The sequence below is a fragment of the Collimonas sp. genome, assembly GCF_039923675.1.
Lineage (GTDB): Bacteria > Pseudomonadota > Gammaproteobacteria > Burkholderiales > Burkholderiaceae_D > Collimonas.
The window spans coordinates 117,198-132,933 of record NZ_JBDTCG010000019.1; the positions used below are offsets into that span (position 1 = coordinate 117,198).

Sequence of the window (15,736 nt, forward strand, 5' to 3'; positions counted from 1 at the left end):
ATGGATGGCCGCCGCTGGGATTTGCGCAATGCCAATCGCGAACAACGCTTGCGGCGCGCCGCCGAAATGCTCGGCAACGCTTGCCAGGGCAAGCTGGTGGAGACCGAGCGGATCCAGGATCTGCTGCACAGCGTGCTGGAATCCGGCGACAAGGTCTGTCTCGAAGGGAATAACCAGAAGCAAGCCGATTTCCTCGCCAAGGAACTGGCCAGGCTTGATCCGGCCCGCGTCAACGGCTTGCACATGCTGCTGTCGGTGCTGGCCTTGCCGGAACATCTGGACATCTTTGAAACCGGCATCGCCTCGCGCCTGGATTTTTCTTTTTCCGGACCGCAAGCGGTGCGGTTGGCGGGGCTGGTCGCGGCCGGCAAACTGAACATCGGCGCGATCCATACTTATCTTGAATTATTCGGTCGCTACTTTATCGACCTGATTCCGCGCGTCGCGTTGGTGGCGGCGCAGGCGGCGGACCGCCACGGCAATCTGTACACCGGGCCGAATACCGAAGACACGCCGGCAATCGTTGAAGCCACTGCTTTCAGCGGCGGCATCGTGATTGCGCAGGCCAATGAAATAGTCGATGTCCTGCCGCGCGTCGATATCCCCGCCGACTGGGTAGGTTTCGTGGTGAAGGCGCCGACGCCGCACTATATCGAGCCGCTGTTTACGCGCGACCCGGCGCAGATATCCGACATCCAGGTCTTGATGGCGATGATGGCGATCAAAGGCATCTACGCGGAATATGAAATACAACGACTGAATCATGGCATCGGCTTCGACACCGCGGCGATCGAGCTGCTGCTGCCGACCTATGCCGCATCGCTCGGTCTCAAGGGCAAAATATGCCGGCACTGGGCGCTCAATCCGCATCCGGCGCTTATCCCGGCGATCGAGGCCGGCTTTGTCGAATCGATCCATTCCTTCGGTTCCGAACTCGGCATGGAAGATTACATACGGGCGCGCTCGGATGTGTTCTTCGTCGGACCCGACGGCTCGATGCGCAGCAACCGCGCCTTCAGCCAGATGGCGGGGCATTACGCTTGCGACATGTTCATCGGCTCCACTCTGCAAATCGATTTGCAGGGCAACTCGTCGACCGCCACCGCCGACCGTATTGCCGGTTTCGGCGGTGCGCCGAACATGGGTGCCGACGCCCGCGGCCGGCGTCATGCCAGCCCGGCCTGGCTGAAAGCCGGCAAGCAGGCGCGCGACGGCAAGAACCTGATTCCGCGCGGACAAAAGCTGGTGGTGCAGATGGTCGAGACCTTCCGTGAACACATGCAGCCGGCCTTCGTCGAACGGCTCGATGCCTGGGAATTGGCCGAACATGCGGATATGGCGATCCCGCCGGTGATGATCTACGGCGAAGACGTCAGCCACATCCTGACCGAAGAAGGACTGGCCAACCTGTTGCTGTGCCGCACCGATGAAGAGCGCGAACAGGCGGTGCGCGGGGTGGCCGGCTATACGGCGATCGGGCTGGGGCGGGATAAACGGATGGTCGAAAACCTGCGCGACCGCGGCATTATCCAGCGGCCCGAGGACCTGGGAATCGACAAACGGCTGGCCACGCGCGACTTGCTGGCGGCTAAAAGCATGAAGGACCTGGTGCGTGCTTCGGGCGGCTTGTACCAGCCGCCGAAACGCTTCAGGAACTGGTGAACCAGGATGTAGCTATTTTTGCAGGATTCATTCACAGAAACAGGCGATAGCATCGTCGTCCCCGCGAACGTGGGGATCCATGTTAGATAGCATAGGATTCAACATGGATTCCCACGTTCGTGGGAATGACGCTGATGAAATGGCTAATTCATGAGAGTGACTTTTAGCTCGCAGAAAAATCGGATGAATCAAAATGATAGGGTAGTCTGATGGAAACCTTGAATTTTCGTTTTGAACATGGCCGGCAGCGGTTGCCGGCAACGGCGCAATTGTCGGGCGTAGTCAGCTCCGGCAATCTGGAAGTGCTGATCGAATCGGCGGCACTGAATGGTGCGTGCACGATTGAAATCAGAACCGCTGCGCGCGGCTTCGGCAAGATCTGGGAGGCGGTGCTGGGCGATTTCCAGCAGCGCTGGCAACTGGCCGATGCCCGCATCGCGATCAACGACATGGGGGCGACGCCGGCTGTGGTCAGCCTGCGTCTCGACCAGGCGGTGCAAGCGGTCTTGGGGACCCAGCCATGAACAGTTATCTGGAAGCGAATGCGCGCGAACGTTTGCATGCGGTGCTCGACGCCGGCAGTTTTGTCGAATTCCTGCCGCCCGGACTGCGTATCGTCAGCCCGCACCTGGGGCAGCTGGATGCGCCGGTTTCGTTTGACGATGGCGTTGCGATTGGCGCAGGACAGCTATTTGGACTATCGATATTGGTGGCGGCGCAAGAGGGCGGTTTCATGGGTGGCGCGGTGGGCGAGGTACATGGCGCCAAGCTGACCGGGCTGTTGCAGCGCGCGCTGCGGGATCGTCCGTATGCGGTGGTGTTGTTGCTGGAGAGCGGCGGCGTGCGCCTGCATGAAGCGAATGCAGGTCTGATTGCGGTATCTGAGGTGATGCGCGCCTTGCTTGAAGTGCGCGCAGCCGGAATTCCGGTGATCGTGCTGGTCGGCGGTTCCAACGGCTGTTTCGGCGGCATGGGAATTGTCGCCTGCTGCGCCAACGCCATCGTCATGTCGGAAGAGGGGCGGCTGGCGATGTCCGGGCCGGAAGTGATCGAGACTGCCAACGGCGTCGAAGAATTCGATTCACGCGACCGCGCGCTGGTGTGGCGCACCACCGGCGGCAAGCACCGCTACCTGCTGGGCGATTGCCGATTGCTGGTGGCCGACGACAGCGCGGCCTTTCGCCAGGCCGCCTTTGATCTGGCGCAGGAATGTCATGCCAATGCCGGCCAGATTGCGTTGACCCTGGAAGCGCTGGAAACCGAACAACAGTTTTTGCAGGATCGCGTCGACGCCTTTGGCGGCGCCGTCGATCCGCTCGATATCTGGCAGAAAATCGGCATCGCCGACGCCGCCAACCTGCCCATGCTGGAAGCCGACGCCTTTGTCGCCGCTACCGCAGAATTGCGACGGAGGCCGTGATATGGATTGGATTTCGTTAGCCACACAGCTGTTCCCCGGCGGTCACACCATTGTAGAACAAGATGATTTCCTGACCGGCACCGCGCAAGTCGACGGCGTCACAGTGAGCGTTATCGGCAGCAGCGGCCATGCGCCGATCGGCGTCGAAATCGCCTTGCTGCAGGCACAGGCTATATTGGCGACGGTGCGCAATTTCCCGCAGCGGCCCATCGTCATCCTGGTGGATACCCAAGGCCAGCGCTTGCGCCACCGCGATGAAATGCTGGGGATTAACAGCTACATGGCTCATCTGGGAAAATGCATCGCCCTGGCGCGCAGCCGGCGGCACAAGATCATCGGCCTGGTTTACGACCAGGCGCTATCGGGAGGCTTCATCACCAGCGGCCTGATGGCCGATGCCTGCTACGCCTTGCCCGAAGCAACCATCCGCGTGATGGGCTTGCCGGCGATGGCGCGGATTACCAAAGTGCCTTTGGAGCGCCTGACCGAGCTGGCCAAAAACAATCCGGTGTTTGCGCCGGGGCCGGTCAATTATCTGCAGATGGGTGGTATTGAAGCGATCTGGGATGGCGATCTGGCTTTGCTGCTGGCGCAAGCGCTGCAGGACGCCAATCCGGCCGACCGGCGCAGTGCTGCGGGCCAGCAGCGTGGCGGCCGCAGCCAGGCCTTGCCCGTAGCGCAGGCGGTGCTCGCAAATGCCAGCCCGGCATAGCCTGGTCTGGCTCAGCGCAAGCGGCTGGCAGCAGGCGGCGCAGACAGTCGCAGCCGACCACCGCATCACGCTCGCTCGCTGGCAGCAAGCGGACTGGCCGCTGGTGTTGCGGCGCCGTGAAACGGATACGCCCGACCATGAATTATGCCTGGGTCTGGCGCTGCCGCCGGACGGCAACGGCGACAAGACCAGGATCCCGTTGCGCGCGCAGCGGGCCGAGATCCAACGGATCGAAGAGCCGCTGACGCTACAGAAAGCGTTGGCGCACATGCCCTCCGGCTGGAGCGGCCCCCTGCATGCATTTGCCGGCGATTGCCTGCACAGCGGCATCACGCTGCGGATCTACGGTTCCTGGGCCTGGCAAATCCTGACGCAACAGAATTATGTCACTGCAAGCTCGGATATCGACCTCTTGTTTACGCCCGGAAGCGCACCGGAATTTTCGCGCGGCATGGCATTGCTGGCACAGCATGCGGCGCGTTTGCCGCTGGATGGCGAAGTGATTTTTCCGGATGGCCAGGCGGTAGCCTGGAAGGAGTGCTGGCAAGCTCTGCATGCCTCCAGCCAGCCACGGGTGCTGGTCAAGACCCAAGCCAGCGTGCAGTTGGCTTCCGTCGAAAGTCTGGTGTCCAGCCTGGAGACACCATGATAGCGGCTCCGCTTTGTCCTGATCTGCAACTGCTGACGTCGCCACAGCTGCGCCGTCAAGGTCCTCCTCGGCACAGCGCGCGCCAGCAGCGGGCGTTTGGCCAAAAGGTGGCGCGGCTGGCTCTACGCAGCCTGTATCGCGAATTGCAGCTGTATCCCAAGCCCGGTCTGGTGTCGCCGGTAGACAACGGCAGCCATGCCGATATGGACGCCGGCACCTTCATGCGCAGTCTGTTTTCGCTACGCCATTACTTCATTCGTATTACACAAGCGGGCATGGCCGGCAAAGACTTCGCCGCGTTGCGCCAACTCGGCATCGCCGCCGAACAAACCATGCTGCAAGCCACCGCCGGCGTGAACACCCATCGCGGCGCGATTTTCTGCCTCGGCATGCTATGCGCGGCGGCCGGTTATTGCCATGGCCGCAACATGCCCTTGTCGGCAGCGGTGATTCGCGCCACGCTGTTGATACAGTGGGGCGATGCCTTGACTCGGCACATGCAGGAGCGGGCCGGGAGTGTACCGCCTGTCGACATGTCGCATGGCCGCCAGGTTGCGGAAAAATATGCGGTAAGCGGCGCCAGCGAAGAAGCGGCGCTGGGATTCCCGTCATTGTTCGAGATCGCTCTGCCTCGTTTCTTACTGACGCTGAACGCCGGCCGTGGTTACGACGCCGCCGCAACAGATACCCTGTTTGCGCTGATGGCCAGCATCAGCGACACCAATCTCTACCACCGGGGCGGCCCGGCGGCAGCCGACAAGGTAAAAACCTGCGCCCGCCAGTTCCTGGAAATGGGGGGCAGTGCAACAAATAACTGGCGTCAACAAGCAATTAGTTGCCATAAAGTATTTATTCAGGATAAGCTGTCGCCCGGTGGTGCTGCCGATTTGCTGGCAGCCACCTATTTACTCCATGGATTGAGCTACTTGCGATGATTGGCAAGCACCGCTGATCGGCTTCACTGCTAGCGTCTCCATGTACACACCGCGTCGACGAATATATCTGGAGAATAAATGAAAGTGCATCAGAAGTTGTCTTTGGCTGTCAGCATCAGCTTGTTCGGGCTGTTTGGTTTAACTCAAGTTGGTAGCGCTAACGCAGAACCTGGCATTACCAGCAACACCATCATCATCGGCCAGTCCGCAGGTTTTACCGGCACCGCTGCGGAAGAAGTGAAGCAAGCCACTGCCGGCGCACAGCTGTATTTCGATATCGTCAACAAGCAGGGCGGCGTGTTCGGCCGCAAGATCATGCTGGAATCGCTGGATGACGGCTTTGAACCCAAGCGCACCGTCGAGAACACCCGCAAGCTGCTGAATGAAAAAAATGCCTTCGCGCTGTTCCTGTATCGCGGTACGCCTACCACCGAATCGATCCTGGGCGCCATCAACGACGCCAAAGTGCCCTTGATTGCGCCGGTCAGCGGCGCTGCCTCGCTGCACGAACCCATGCAGCACTATCTGTTTAACGTGCGGTCCAAGTACCGCGATGAAATCGGCACTGCGATCGAGCAGTTGTCTGGCATGGGTTTGCAGCGCTACGCGGTGCTGGTCTCCAACGATTCGTTCGGCAATGACGCGCTGGAAGGCTTGAAGCAGGCGATCAAGAAGTATAAGTTGCCGGAGCCGGTGATTGCTAACTATGAACGGAATACCGTCGCGGTGGAAGGCGCGGTCAAGAAAATATTCGATGCCAAGCCGCAGGCGGTACTGATGATTTGCACCGCCAAGCCATGCGCCGCTTTCATCAAGCAATATCGCGAAGCCGGCGGCCAGCAGCAATTGATCACCTTGTCGAATGTCAGCTCGCAGGTGTTCCTGCAAGGTTTGGGCAAAGACGCGCGCGGCCTTGGCATGACGCAGGTGTTCCCGAATCCGAGAAGCTCCAGCACGCCGATCTCCAAGGAATTCATGACCGCGCTGAAGACCCGTAGCGAGTTGTCCGATTCTTACCCGACGCTGGAGGGTTATATTTCGGCCAAGATATTGGTGGAAGGCTTGCGCCGTGCAGGCAACAAGCCGACCCGCGAAAGCCTGGTCAGCGGCCTGGAAGGCATGGGCGGTTATGATATAGGCGGCATGACGTTGAAATATGGCCCGAACAGCCGTGACGGCCTGAATTTCATTGAACTGACAGTGATAGGCAAGGATGGCTACGTACTGCGCTAAACCGCACATGTCGCAAGAACAGGCCGGAGCGGATCTGCCATGACCCCGCGCCTGGCGATTCTGTGCCCGGGGCAGGGCGGCCAGCATGCAGCGATGTTCGATCTGGCGCGCTCTGATCCGCTGACGGCGCAAGCGCTGGAGCCATGGCTTGCCGCAGCGGCGCCGGACAGGCCGCTGCAAGAAATCCTGTCTGACGACAATCTGCTTTTTTCAAACCGCCTGGCGCAACCGCTGATCGTTGCCGCGACCGTTGCCGCCTGGTCGGCCTTGCGACCATTGTTGCCAACGCCGGAACTGGTGGCCGGCTATAGCATCGGCGAGCTTGCAGCCTGGCATGTCGCCGGAGCGATTTCCGCGTCGCAGGCGATCGGGCTGGCGGCATCGCGGGCGCAGTTGATGGACGCCTGTGTGCAGCCGCAATCGCCGCAAGTCCTGTTTGCCGTCAACGGCATCGCATTGCGCCCGCTCGCCGTCTTGCTGGCGTCGCATCGGCTGTATGTGGCGATTGAAACCGATGCCGACAGCTGCATTGTCGGTGGCCTGCAGCAGGACATGCTGCTGGTGGCGGACCAGATCAAGCGGCGGGGAGGAAAAATCACCATTCTGCCGGTGGCGGTCGCTTCGCATACGCCGTTGATGGCGACTGCCGAGACACCGTTTGCCGGGCAGCTGCGCCAGCAGTTTACGCGCGATCCTTTACTGCCGCTGTTGTCCGGCCTGGACGCTCAGGTCCTGACCAAAAAGGAGCAGGCGGTAACGGTGCTGTCGCAACAATTGGCGCATACCATACGCTGGCAAGCGTGCCTGGATGCTTGCGCTGAACGCGGCATCACCGCAGCGCTGGAACTGGGGCCTGGCGCGGCGCTGTCGCGCATGCTGGCGGCGCGCCATCCGCACATTGCCTGCCGTTCGGTGAGCGAATTCCGCTCCTTGCAGGGCATAGCCACTTGGCTGCAACGCCTGTGACAGGTAGCGAAGAATCCGACCGGGATTTTTTTTGTCCGCGAAAATACGAAAGGTACGAAATGAAACCAAGGTATTTCCGTGCCTTTTGTGGACAAGGTTTTTTAACCATCAATCATATCTGAACATACAGGTCTGTACATATCTTATAGCATCTTCAAATGCATATCGAGATTTTCATCATCTCTACCTTGATTCCCCTGTGTTCATTGCATATATTGATGTACGTCAATAATTTATTGACTGTTTCCCTGCCGTTTTTCAATCCGTCATAAATACATCTTGCACATGGTTGGCCGAGCCTAGCCAAGCGCTGTTGCTTGCTTTGCGCCGGCGTCGAATCTTCTTCGATAGTCTCAGCTATCCGGGAGAGATTCAGTTGTTCGTTGCTGCTGTTATCGATGCACATAACTCGCGAGGACTACATGTCGATTAAACGAAAACTATTATCTGGTATTGCAGGTTCAGTACAACTGCTGGCGCTGGCATTCGGTGCAAATTACGCACTGGCCCAGGACGCGCAGCAAAGCGAACCGGCTGCCGTACGGCAGCCGGCGGACCAGCCTTATAACGACAAGACACTGTATGGTTTTGGCGCTGGCGACGGGCTTGCGGCTGCGCAGGTGACAGAAAATGCGGCGATCACGCATAACCGGATTACGATCAATGGCAAGACCATCGATTACACCGCGACCACCGGCCATCTGACGGCAACCGATCCCAAGACCGGCAAGCCGGAAGCCAGCGTGTTTTACGTCGCCTACACCGCCGACAAGCAAAACGCCGGCAAGCGTCCGGTCACCTTTTTCTATAACGGCGGACCGGGTTCGTCCTCGGTCTGGCTGCATCTCGGATCATTCAGTCCCAAGCGTATTGTCACCGGTGATCCGGCGACCACTGAACCGCTGCCGTTTCCGTTTGTCGACAACAAGCAAAGCCTGATCGACACCACAGACATGGTGTTTATCGACGCCGTCGGCACCGGTTTTTCCGAAGCGATCAGCCCCAACACCAACCAGACTTTCTGGGGCGTGGATGCCGATGGCGCAGTGTTCAGGGATTTTATCAACCGTTATATCAGCGTCAATCAACGGCAAGGGTCGCCGAAATATCTATACGGTGAATCGTATGGCACGCCGCGTACCGATGTGCTGGCCAACCTGCTGGAAATCGGCGGCACCAAACTCACCGGCGTCGTGCTGCAATCCGCGATCCTGAACTACAACTCCAATGCCGACATGAACGGCGGCTCGTACGGGCCGTTCTTCCCTGGTTATGCCGCGGTTGGCGCGTACTTCAACCTGGTGACGCCGCCGCCAGCCAATCTCACCGCATTCTCCAAGCAGATGCGCGAATTCGTGGTGAATAGTTACGAGCCCGCGGTGGATGCGTTCCTGGCGTCGAACACGCCGCCATCAGCCAACTTGCTGAGCCGGCTTTTCATGAATACCGGTTATCCGGTGGCGCAATGGAAAGCCGATTTCAACCTGGATGAAACCACCTTCAGATCGAACCTGATTCCCGGTTCCTTGCTGGGGCGCTACGACGGCCGGGTGGTGGCGGTCAACGGCAGCCCGCTGGCGGCCGATGGCGATCCTTCCAGTACCCTGATCACCCAGCCGTTCACCGACCGGATGAATGATTACCTGCCGCATGGCTTGAAATATACCGCGGTCTCTTCCTACAATATAGAAAACGGCGACACCATCCAGAACTGGGACTGGAGCCACGACGGCCTGCAACTGCCGGATACGATTCCCGACCTGGCGGCGGCGATTTATCAAAATCCCAAGCTCAAGGTGCTGTCGGAAAATGGCTACCACGATCTCGCCACGCCGTTCTACAACACCGAGCTCGACCTGGGGCGTCTCGGGACCGTCTCGAACCTGAAGATCACGCACTATCGCGGCGGTCATATGATTTATCTGTTCGACCCCTCGCGCCTGCTGATGAAAGGCGATCTGGTCCGGTATTACGACAGCCGCTCATGATGAAAGATGATTTTTGCAAATGCGACTGGAAATCCATCGGCTCGACCGCAGGCCGCGCCGGTTTTCGTCGCCTCTCAATCTATTTCAAACATTGGAGTTGATATGAAACGTTTTTTGATTCTCTCTGCATTGGCGACGCCGCTTCTGGCTGCCGCCTTACCTGTCCTGGCGCAGACGTCAGCCGCCGATAATCAATCTGTGACCCAATCTGCAACCCCATCGCGCCAGGGGATGGCGCAACTGGGCGATCCCTATGTGCCGCCGCGCGTCAAGGCTGCGGCGCGGGCCGCCGCTGTCGCACCATCTACTGCAGCCGTCACCGGCGTTTCCGTGCAAGACCGGGCCTTGAAAAAACTGCAAACGAAGTTCAGTGAAGCAGATACCGACAACGCCGGTTCGGTGACCAAGGCCCAGGCGCAGAAGGCGGGATTCGGCTTTGTTGCGAATAATTTCGAGCAAATCGATATCAGCCATGCAGGCAGGGTGACGTTTGACAATGTGAAGAGCTTCATGCGCTCGAACGGCGCGGCTCTGTAAACAGCTTCAGGCTTGGCGCAGGCAATCTGGATGCTGCCTGCAGACAAACCGCATCGCGCCAGACGTGGGGCGATGCGGTTTTTTCGGCTTTCCCGCCTACCACATAATGATGCGCTGTTCCGGCGGCAGGTACATCTTGTCGCCCGGCTTCACGCCGAACGCGCTATAGAAGCCCGGCTGGTTGACGACGGCGCCGTTGCCGCGGAAGCGTGGCGGCGAGTGCGGATCGGTTTTCACGTACACGATCGCTTGCGCATCACGCACCTTGCCGCGCCACACTTGCGCCCAGCCCAGATACAGCCGCTGGTCGCCGGTGAAGCCGTCGATGACCGGCGGCGTCTTGCCATCCAGCGACAGGTGATAGGCCTTGTAGGCAATCGCCAGGCCGGAGTTGTCGGCGATGTTTTCGCCCAGGGTCAGCTCACCGTTAACCTTGTAGCCGGGTATCGCGCTATACGCGCCATATTGCTTTACCAGGGCTTTGGTCTTGACCGCGAAATTCAGATGGTCTTGCTTGCCCATCCAGTCGCGCAGGTTGCCGATTTCATCGTACTGGCTGCCCTGGTCGTCGAAACCGTGGCTGATTTCATGGCCGATCACGGCGCCGATGCCGCCATAATTGACCGCGTCATCCGCAGCGGCATTGAAGAACGGTGCTTGCAGAATCGCTGCCGGAAAGACGATTTCGTTGAACTCCGGGTTGTAGTAGGCGTTCACGGTTTGCGGTGTGTCGCCCCATTCGCTGCGGTCCACCGGCTTGCCGAGTTTGTTGATATTGCGCCGGTACTCGAATTGATTGGCGCGGATCAGGTTGCCGACCAGGTCGTCGCGCTTGATGACCAGGCTGGAATAGTCGCGCCATTTGTCCGGATAGCCGATCTTCAGCGTCAGCGTCGACAGTTTTTTCTGCGCCTCTTTCTTGCTGTCTGCGCTCATCCAGTCCAGATGGTCGATGCTTTGATGATAGGCGGCGATCAGGTTGGCCACCAGTTTTTCCATGCGCGCCTTGTTCTCGGGCGGAAAAAATTGTTCGACATAGAGCTGGCCCAGGCCTTCGCCTATGCTGCCTTCGATGACATTGATGCCGCGTTTCCAGCGCGGCTCGTTTTGCGGCACACCACGCAACACAGTGCCCTTGAACGAGAAATTCTGGTCGACATATTTTTTCGACAAGTCAGACGCGAAGCCGCTCAGCACATGCCATTTGAAATACGCTTTCCAGACTGGCAACGGCGTATCTTGCAGGACCTTGTCCAGCCCCTTGATGTAGCTGGGCTGGCTGACCACCAGATAGGCGACCTTGTCTTTCAGGCCGGCGTCGTCCAGGTAACCATCCCAGTTGACATGCGGCGCCAGCACAGGCAACTGCGCCAGCGGGATCGGGTTGTAGGTCTTGACCGGATCGCGGTTCTGGACTTCGGTCCACTGTACCTTGGCCAGCCTGGTTTCCAGGGCGACAATGGCGGCGGCGTTCTGCTTCGCCGCCTTGTCGCCGGTCAGCGCCAGCATGGTTGCCACGTGGGCCTGATACCTGACCAGCGTAGCTTTCAGCTTGGCGTCGCCGGCTTTCAGATAATAATCGCGGTCCGGCAAGCCAAGGCCGCTCTGGCCAAGATCGGCGATGACTTTGCTCGAATCCTTGGCATCCTGGTGAATCGCCAGCGCATAAGGCGCGTTGACGCCGATGTTGTTCAGATGGGCGATCAGGCCGGGAATCTGCGGTTTGGCGGTCAAGGCGTCGACTTTGGCGAATTCCGCCTGCAACGGTTTGATGCCGAGGGTTTCCAGCGCCGGCTCATCCATATAGCTGGCGTACAGGTCGGCGATCTTTTGCTGGTTCGAGCCTGGCGTGAGATTCTTGTCGGCGCTGAGGCCATCGATGATGGTGTGCAGCTGGTCAAGGGTATGTTCAACCACTTCATAGAACGCGTCCCACGACGATTTATCGGCCGGGATCTCAGTCTTCTTGAGCCAGGCGCCATTCACGTAACTGTAGAAATCGTCCTGGGGACGTACGCTCAGGTCGGCGTTCTTCATGTCGATGCCGCTGGCTTGCCGGGCGGACGCCATGGACGCGACGGCTGCAACCGGCTGGGGTTGGGGTGTTTGAGCAAAACTGGCGGTGGAACAAGTGGCGCTTGCAGCCAGCGTCAATACTGCTGCATAGATGAGAGAACGTTTCACGCGGAAATAACCTTTATAAGAAGTTTTTTGCGGCTTAAACCTTACGTGCCGGATGCGGCATGCAGCGCGGTGATTTTATCCGATATGCCGCCATCGGGATGAGTTGACATAAGGCGTTTCGCGGAGTTGGCGTCCATGCCGCCGGCAGCGCCGGCGGAGAGACCAATGTGGCGTCATTTTTTTTACTGAAAATGTGGCACTTTTTATGATCTCGAGGGGCAATGTAAGTGAGGCCGGAAAACCAGGAACCAGAAGTTGGCAATTGCTACACGTTGGTTGCGGTTTTTGCATGAAATCGCGTATCGCCAAAAAAATGGCAATTGCCTGAATGGCAAGCTGCTGCAGAGGCTGCTGCTTGATGCGATGTAAAACTTTTCGATGCTGCCAAGAGTTGAAGATAGTGTAGATAATTTGAAAATGCTGACCCCTTTCCGCGAAACATCCGATATAGATTCCATATCTGCAGGCTTCGAGGCTGGTCAAGACGGCGATGTCTAGATCTTGCCATGCATGCCTGGTGAGCGCGCTGCTGTTGCTGACTGCGCTGCCGGTTGTCGCCGAGCCGGCCGGCAAGCTGTCCGCACCGTCCGCACCGTCCGCGCCGGCAAAAATGCTGGCGTTCGATATCCCGCCTGGTTCGCTTGAATCTGTCCTGATACGCTTCGCCGCCCGGGCCCGGATTTCGCTGGTGTACGACCAGGAGCGCCTGCAAGGGCAGCGCAGCCAGGGATTGACAGGGACGTTTGCAATTCATGATGGATTATCGCAATTGCTGGCCGGCACCGGCCTGGTGAACGAGCTGAGAACGGCCAACGACTATGTGCTGGTCGCCGCCAAGCCGCCGAAGCCGGCGTCAGCTCCGGTTTCGATGCCTGTTTCAGTTCAGCAGGCCAGGGCTGCGACAGGCGTCGATGACGGCCCGGTCCTGCCGCCCATGGTGGTCAGGGGCACAGAGAACACGCAGGCAAGCGATGGTTTTTTGGCGGACCGCAGCAGCAGCGCGACGCGTAACGATGCGGCCATATCGGAGATTCCGCAATCGATTCAGGTGGTCACCCGCGAGGTCATGCAAAGCCAGCAGGCGCAGTCGTTGGAGGATGTCTTGCGCAATGTCAGCGGCGTCACCATCAACCGCGATGAAATCAACGGCAGCAGTATCAGCATCAGAAGCTTTATAGCGCCGATGCGCGTCAACGGCCTGGTATTCAGCGGTAACCGCATCTCGCCGTTCATTACGCCGATTGCAGCGATTGAACGAGTGGAGGTTTTACGCGGCGCGGATTCGATCGTCGCCAACGGCGGCATGGAACCCGGCGGCCTGGTCGACATCATGCTGAAGCAGCCGCAGGCGGAAACGGTGCGCGAGTTGACGCTGGAGGGCGGCAGCCTCGGCCACAAGCGCGCCGCGCTGGACCTGGCCGGCGCCTTGTCGGATGACCAGGCCTGGACCCAGCGGCTCATCCTGTCCATCATCGGCGACCATCGCACCGTCGACGGCTACGATGGCCGGCGCGACCTGTATCTGGCGCCGTCGCTTGGCTATCAAGCTGGCGGGACCAGCGCCGTGGTGGCCGTGAGCTACCAGCGCACCTGGCTCAGCGCCGGCGGCTCGCCTTATGTCGATCTGGAGGAGCAAGGTCCGCAAGGCCCTTTCGTTGGAATCAAGGGGCGTGCGGATGATGGCGAACTGGTCCGCAGCCTGGGATTTTCCTACGACATCAAACAGCGCCTGTGGGACGGCTGGAGCTTGCAAAGCAAGGGCAATTACACGCGCCAGCAATTATCCCGTCATGTCTACAACTGTATCGAGAGCAGTAATCCCGACGACGGATCGTCGGCAACCGCATGTCTGAAATTCGCCGCAGAGTGGGCCAATTATGGCTGGGCGACCGAGAATTCGCTGCATGGCGTATTCCATACCGGCGCAGTCAAGCATGCGCTGGTGGCCGGCATGGCCTACAACGCTAGTTGGCAATCCACAATCATGGACAACCTTAGCGGTTATCAATTCAATCCGTTTCCCTTGCCGGGCAATCTGCCGCCGATCGATACATCCGGCCTGACGCCGGCCTATGGCCGTGCAACCCAGCATTTCAGCAATCTCTTCCTGCAGGACCAGCTTTCCTGGGGGCGCTGGCATGTGCTGGCGAACGCAGGTTATGCCAGCGCCTGGTCGAGTAGCGCCGACATGGCGGTGCCACCACGGTACGGCAAGCCAACCTACAATTTCGGCGTGAGCTACCGCCTGACAGCTGGCATCACTGCCTATGTCAACCGCTTCAAGAGTTTTGAAGCCGGCCAGCTGGTGAGCAACGCCAGTCTCGATGGCGGCCCGACGGGAACCTTTGTGACGCCGGTCTCGGAGGGGCAATCGATGGAAGCCGGATTGAAATTCACTCTGCTCGACGACCGCTTGTTCCTGACCGCCACGGTGTTCAAGGCCAGCCTCACCAATGTGTTCCAGGATTTGGGCAACAACGATGCCGGTGTCGATGCCATTGTGCTGCTGCCGAACACCCGTAGCCACGGCATTGAATTCGACGTCACCGGCCGTGTGACGCGTGGCTGGAACATTATCGCCTCCTATAGCGATACCAGGTTCAGCACGGCGCAGGCGCCAGAGGGACTCACTACTTTTTCGCCTTATCCGGAGCGCCAGGCCAGCATCTGGAGCAGCTATGACTTGCAAAGTCCGGCATGGCAAGGCTGGGGTTTCGGGCTGGGCTTGCGAGCGCGCAGCGCGTACACCACGAATATCGGCTTCACCATGGGCGGCCAGCTGTGCACCGACGCCAGTGTGTATTACCGTTCGAAAAACTGGTCGGCCACCCTTGGCGTCAAGAACCTGTCCGACCGCCGTCTGTATAGCGATTTTGCGGTCTACGGCAACGCCGGAGTCGAGCCTGGCCGCACAGTCCTGCTGACGGGCAGATACAACTTCTGATAATCACCAATTTATGAGGAAACAATCCATGTCGGCAGCAATCATTCCCTTGCGGGACGATCAATGGGACAAACTGGCGCCGCTATTGCCGGGCAAGCGGGGAGACCGCGGATGCTGGGGGCGTGATAACCGGTTATTCATCGAGGCGGTCGTGTGGCACACCCTGGATGGCAGTGCATGGCGCGATCTGCCGCTGCGATTCGGCAAGTGGAACACGGTTTATACGCGGGTCAGGCGCTGGGATGAGAGCGGCGTCTGGCGCAATCTGGCCGTAGAGCTATATGGCGATCCGGAACTGCGTGCGCTCATCGAGAAAATTGCCGCGTTCTGCGAGCAGCAAAGAATCAAGGTCGAGCAAAGGAAGATGGAAAATGAGCGGCGCGAATCCTGTGGCGCTCCTGAGGTGAAGGCCGGCAAGCACACAGGCCGGGCGGCGAAGGCCGGTGACATGGCCTTGCATTGGCTGCGGCTGGTGGGCGCCGCTTGAAGCAAAAGAGGAACAGCGC

13 protein-coding genes are annotated in these 15,736 nt (G+C 59.3%); 12 read left to right on the forward strand and 1 reads right to left on the reverse strand.

Going from position 1 to position 15,736, the window contains the following annotated elements:
* The 10 genes from mdcA to ABI171_RS05640 all read left to right on the forward strand — a co-directional run bounded on the left by mdcA (position 1) and on the right by ABI171_RS05640 (position 10,102).
* Positions 1-1,662 carry a malonate decarboxylase subunit alpha gene (mdcA, locus tag ABI171_RS05595; RefSeq protein ID WP_348091623.1) on the forward strand — a complete coding sequence of 554 codons (1,662 nt, stop codon included), beginning with the start codon at positions 1-3 and terminating at the stop codon, positions 1,660-1,662.
* 209 nt (positions 1,663-1,871) lie between these two features.
* Positions 1,872-2,186 (forward strand): malonate decarboxylase acyl carrier protein, encoded by a 315-nt coding sequence (gene mdcC, locus ABI171_RS05600; protein WP_348091624.1) that lies wholly within the window; start codon positions 1,872-1,874, stop codon positions 2,184-2,186.
* A complete protein-coding gene (locus tag ABI171_RS05605; RefSeq protein WP_348091625.1) occupies positions 2,183-3,082 on the forward strand; it encodes a biotin-independent malonate decarboxylase subunit beta in 900 nt (299 codons plus the stop codon). Before mdcC ends, ABI171_RS05605 begins: the two co-directional genes overlap by 4 nt.
* Position 3,083: 1 nt before the next feature.
* Entirely contained in the window at positions 3,084-3,794 is a 711-nt protein-coding gene (gene mdcE, locus ABI171_RS05610; protein ID WP_348091626.1) for a biotin-independent malonate decarboxylase subunit gamma, read from the forward strand.
* Positions 3,778-4,443 carry a malonate decarboxylase holo-[acyl-carrier-protein] synthase gene (gene mdcG, locus ABI171_RS05615; RefSeq protein WP_348091627.1) on the forward strand — a complete coding sequence of 222 codons (666 nt, stop codon included), beginning with the start codon at positions 3,778-3,780 and terminating at the stop codon, positions 4,441-4,443. The genes mdcE and mdcG overlap by 17 nt, the downstream gene beginning before the upstream one ends.
* Positions 4,440-5,378 (forward strand): triphosphoribosyl-dephospho-CoA synthase MdcB, encoded by a 939-nt coding sequence (gene mdcB, locus ABI171_RS05620; protein ID WP_348091628.1) that lies wholly within the window; start codon positions 4,440-4,442, stop codon positions 5,376-5,378. The genes mdcG and mdcB overlap by 4 nt, the downstream gene beginning before the upstream one ends.
* Positions 5,379-5,456: 78 nt before the next feature.
* Complete coding sequence (locus ABI171_RS05625; protein WP_348091629.1) at positions 5,457-6,611, forward strand: ABC transporter substrate-binding protein; 1,155 nt, start codon at positions 5,457-5,459, stop codon at positions 6,609-6,611.
* 39 nt (positions 6,612-6,650) lie between these two features.
* The gene (locus ABI171_RS05630; protein ID WP_348091630.1) at positions 6,651-7,577 is read left to right on the forward strand and encodes an acyltransferase domain-containing protein; all 927 of its coding nucleotides are present in this window, start codon (positions 6,651-6,653) and stop codon (positions 7,575-7,577) included.
* Between the two features lie 422 nt (positions 7,578-7,999).
* Positions 8,000-9,565 carry a peptidase S10 gene (locus tag ABI171_RS05635; protein ID WP_348091631.1) on the forward strand — a complete coding sequence of 522 codons (1,566 nt, stop codon included), beginning with the start codon at positions 8,000-8,002 and terminating at the stop codon, positions 9,563-9,565.
* Positions 9,566-9,571: 6 nt separating this feature from the next.
* A complete protein-coding gene (locus ABI171_RS05640; RefSeq protein ID WP_348091632.1) occupies positions 9,572-10,102 on the forward strand; it encodes an EF-hand domain-containing protein in 531 nt (176 codons plus the stop codon).
* Between the two features lie 96 nt (positions 10,103-10,198).
* On the opposite strand, the gene ABI171_RS05645 is transcribed toward ABI171_RS05640, so the two are convergent.
* On the reverse strand, positions 10,199-12,286 hold the full coding sequence (locus tag ABI171_RS05645) for a M13 family metallopeptidase (RefSeq protein WP_348091633.1): 2,088 nt from the start codon (positions 12,284-12,286) through the stop codon (positions 10,199-10,201).
* 490 nt (positions 12,287-12,776) lie between these two features.
* Between ABI171_RS05645 and ABI171_RS05650 the strand changes: the two genes are divergently transcribed.
* Positions 12,777-15,230, forward strand: coding sequence for a TonB-dependent receptor (locus tag ABI171_RS05650; RefSeq protein ID WP_348091634.1), 2,454 nt, complete (start codon positions 12,777-12,779; stop codon positions 15,228-15,230).
* A 28-nt stretch (positions 15,231-15,258) separates the two neighbouring features.
* Entirely contained in the window at positions 15,259-15,717 is a 459-nt protein-coding gene (locus ABI171_RS05655; protein ID WP_348091635.1) for a transposase, read from the forward strand.
* The last annotated feature ends 19 nt before the right edge of the window (positions 15,718-15,736 follow it).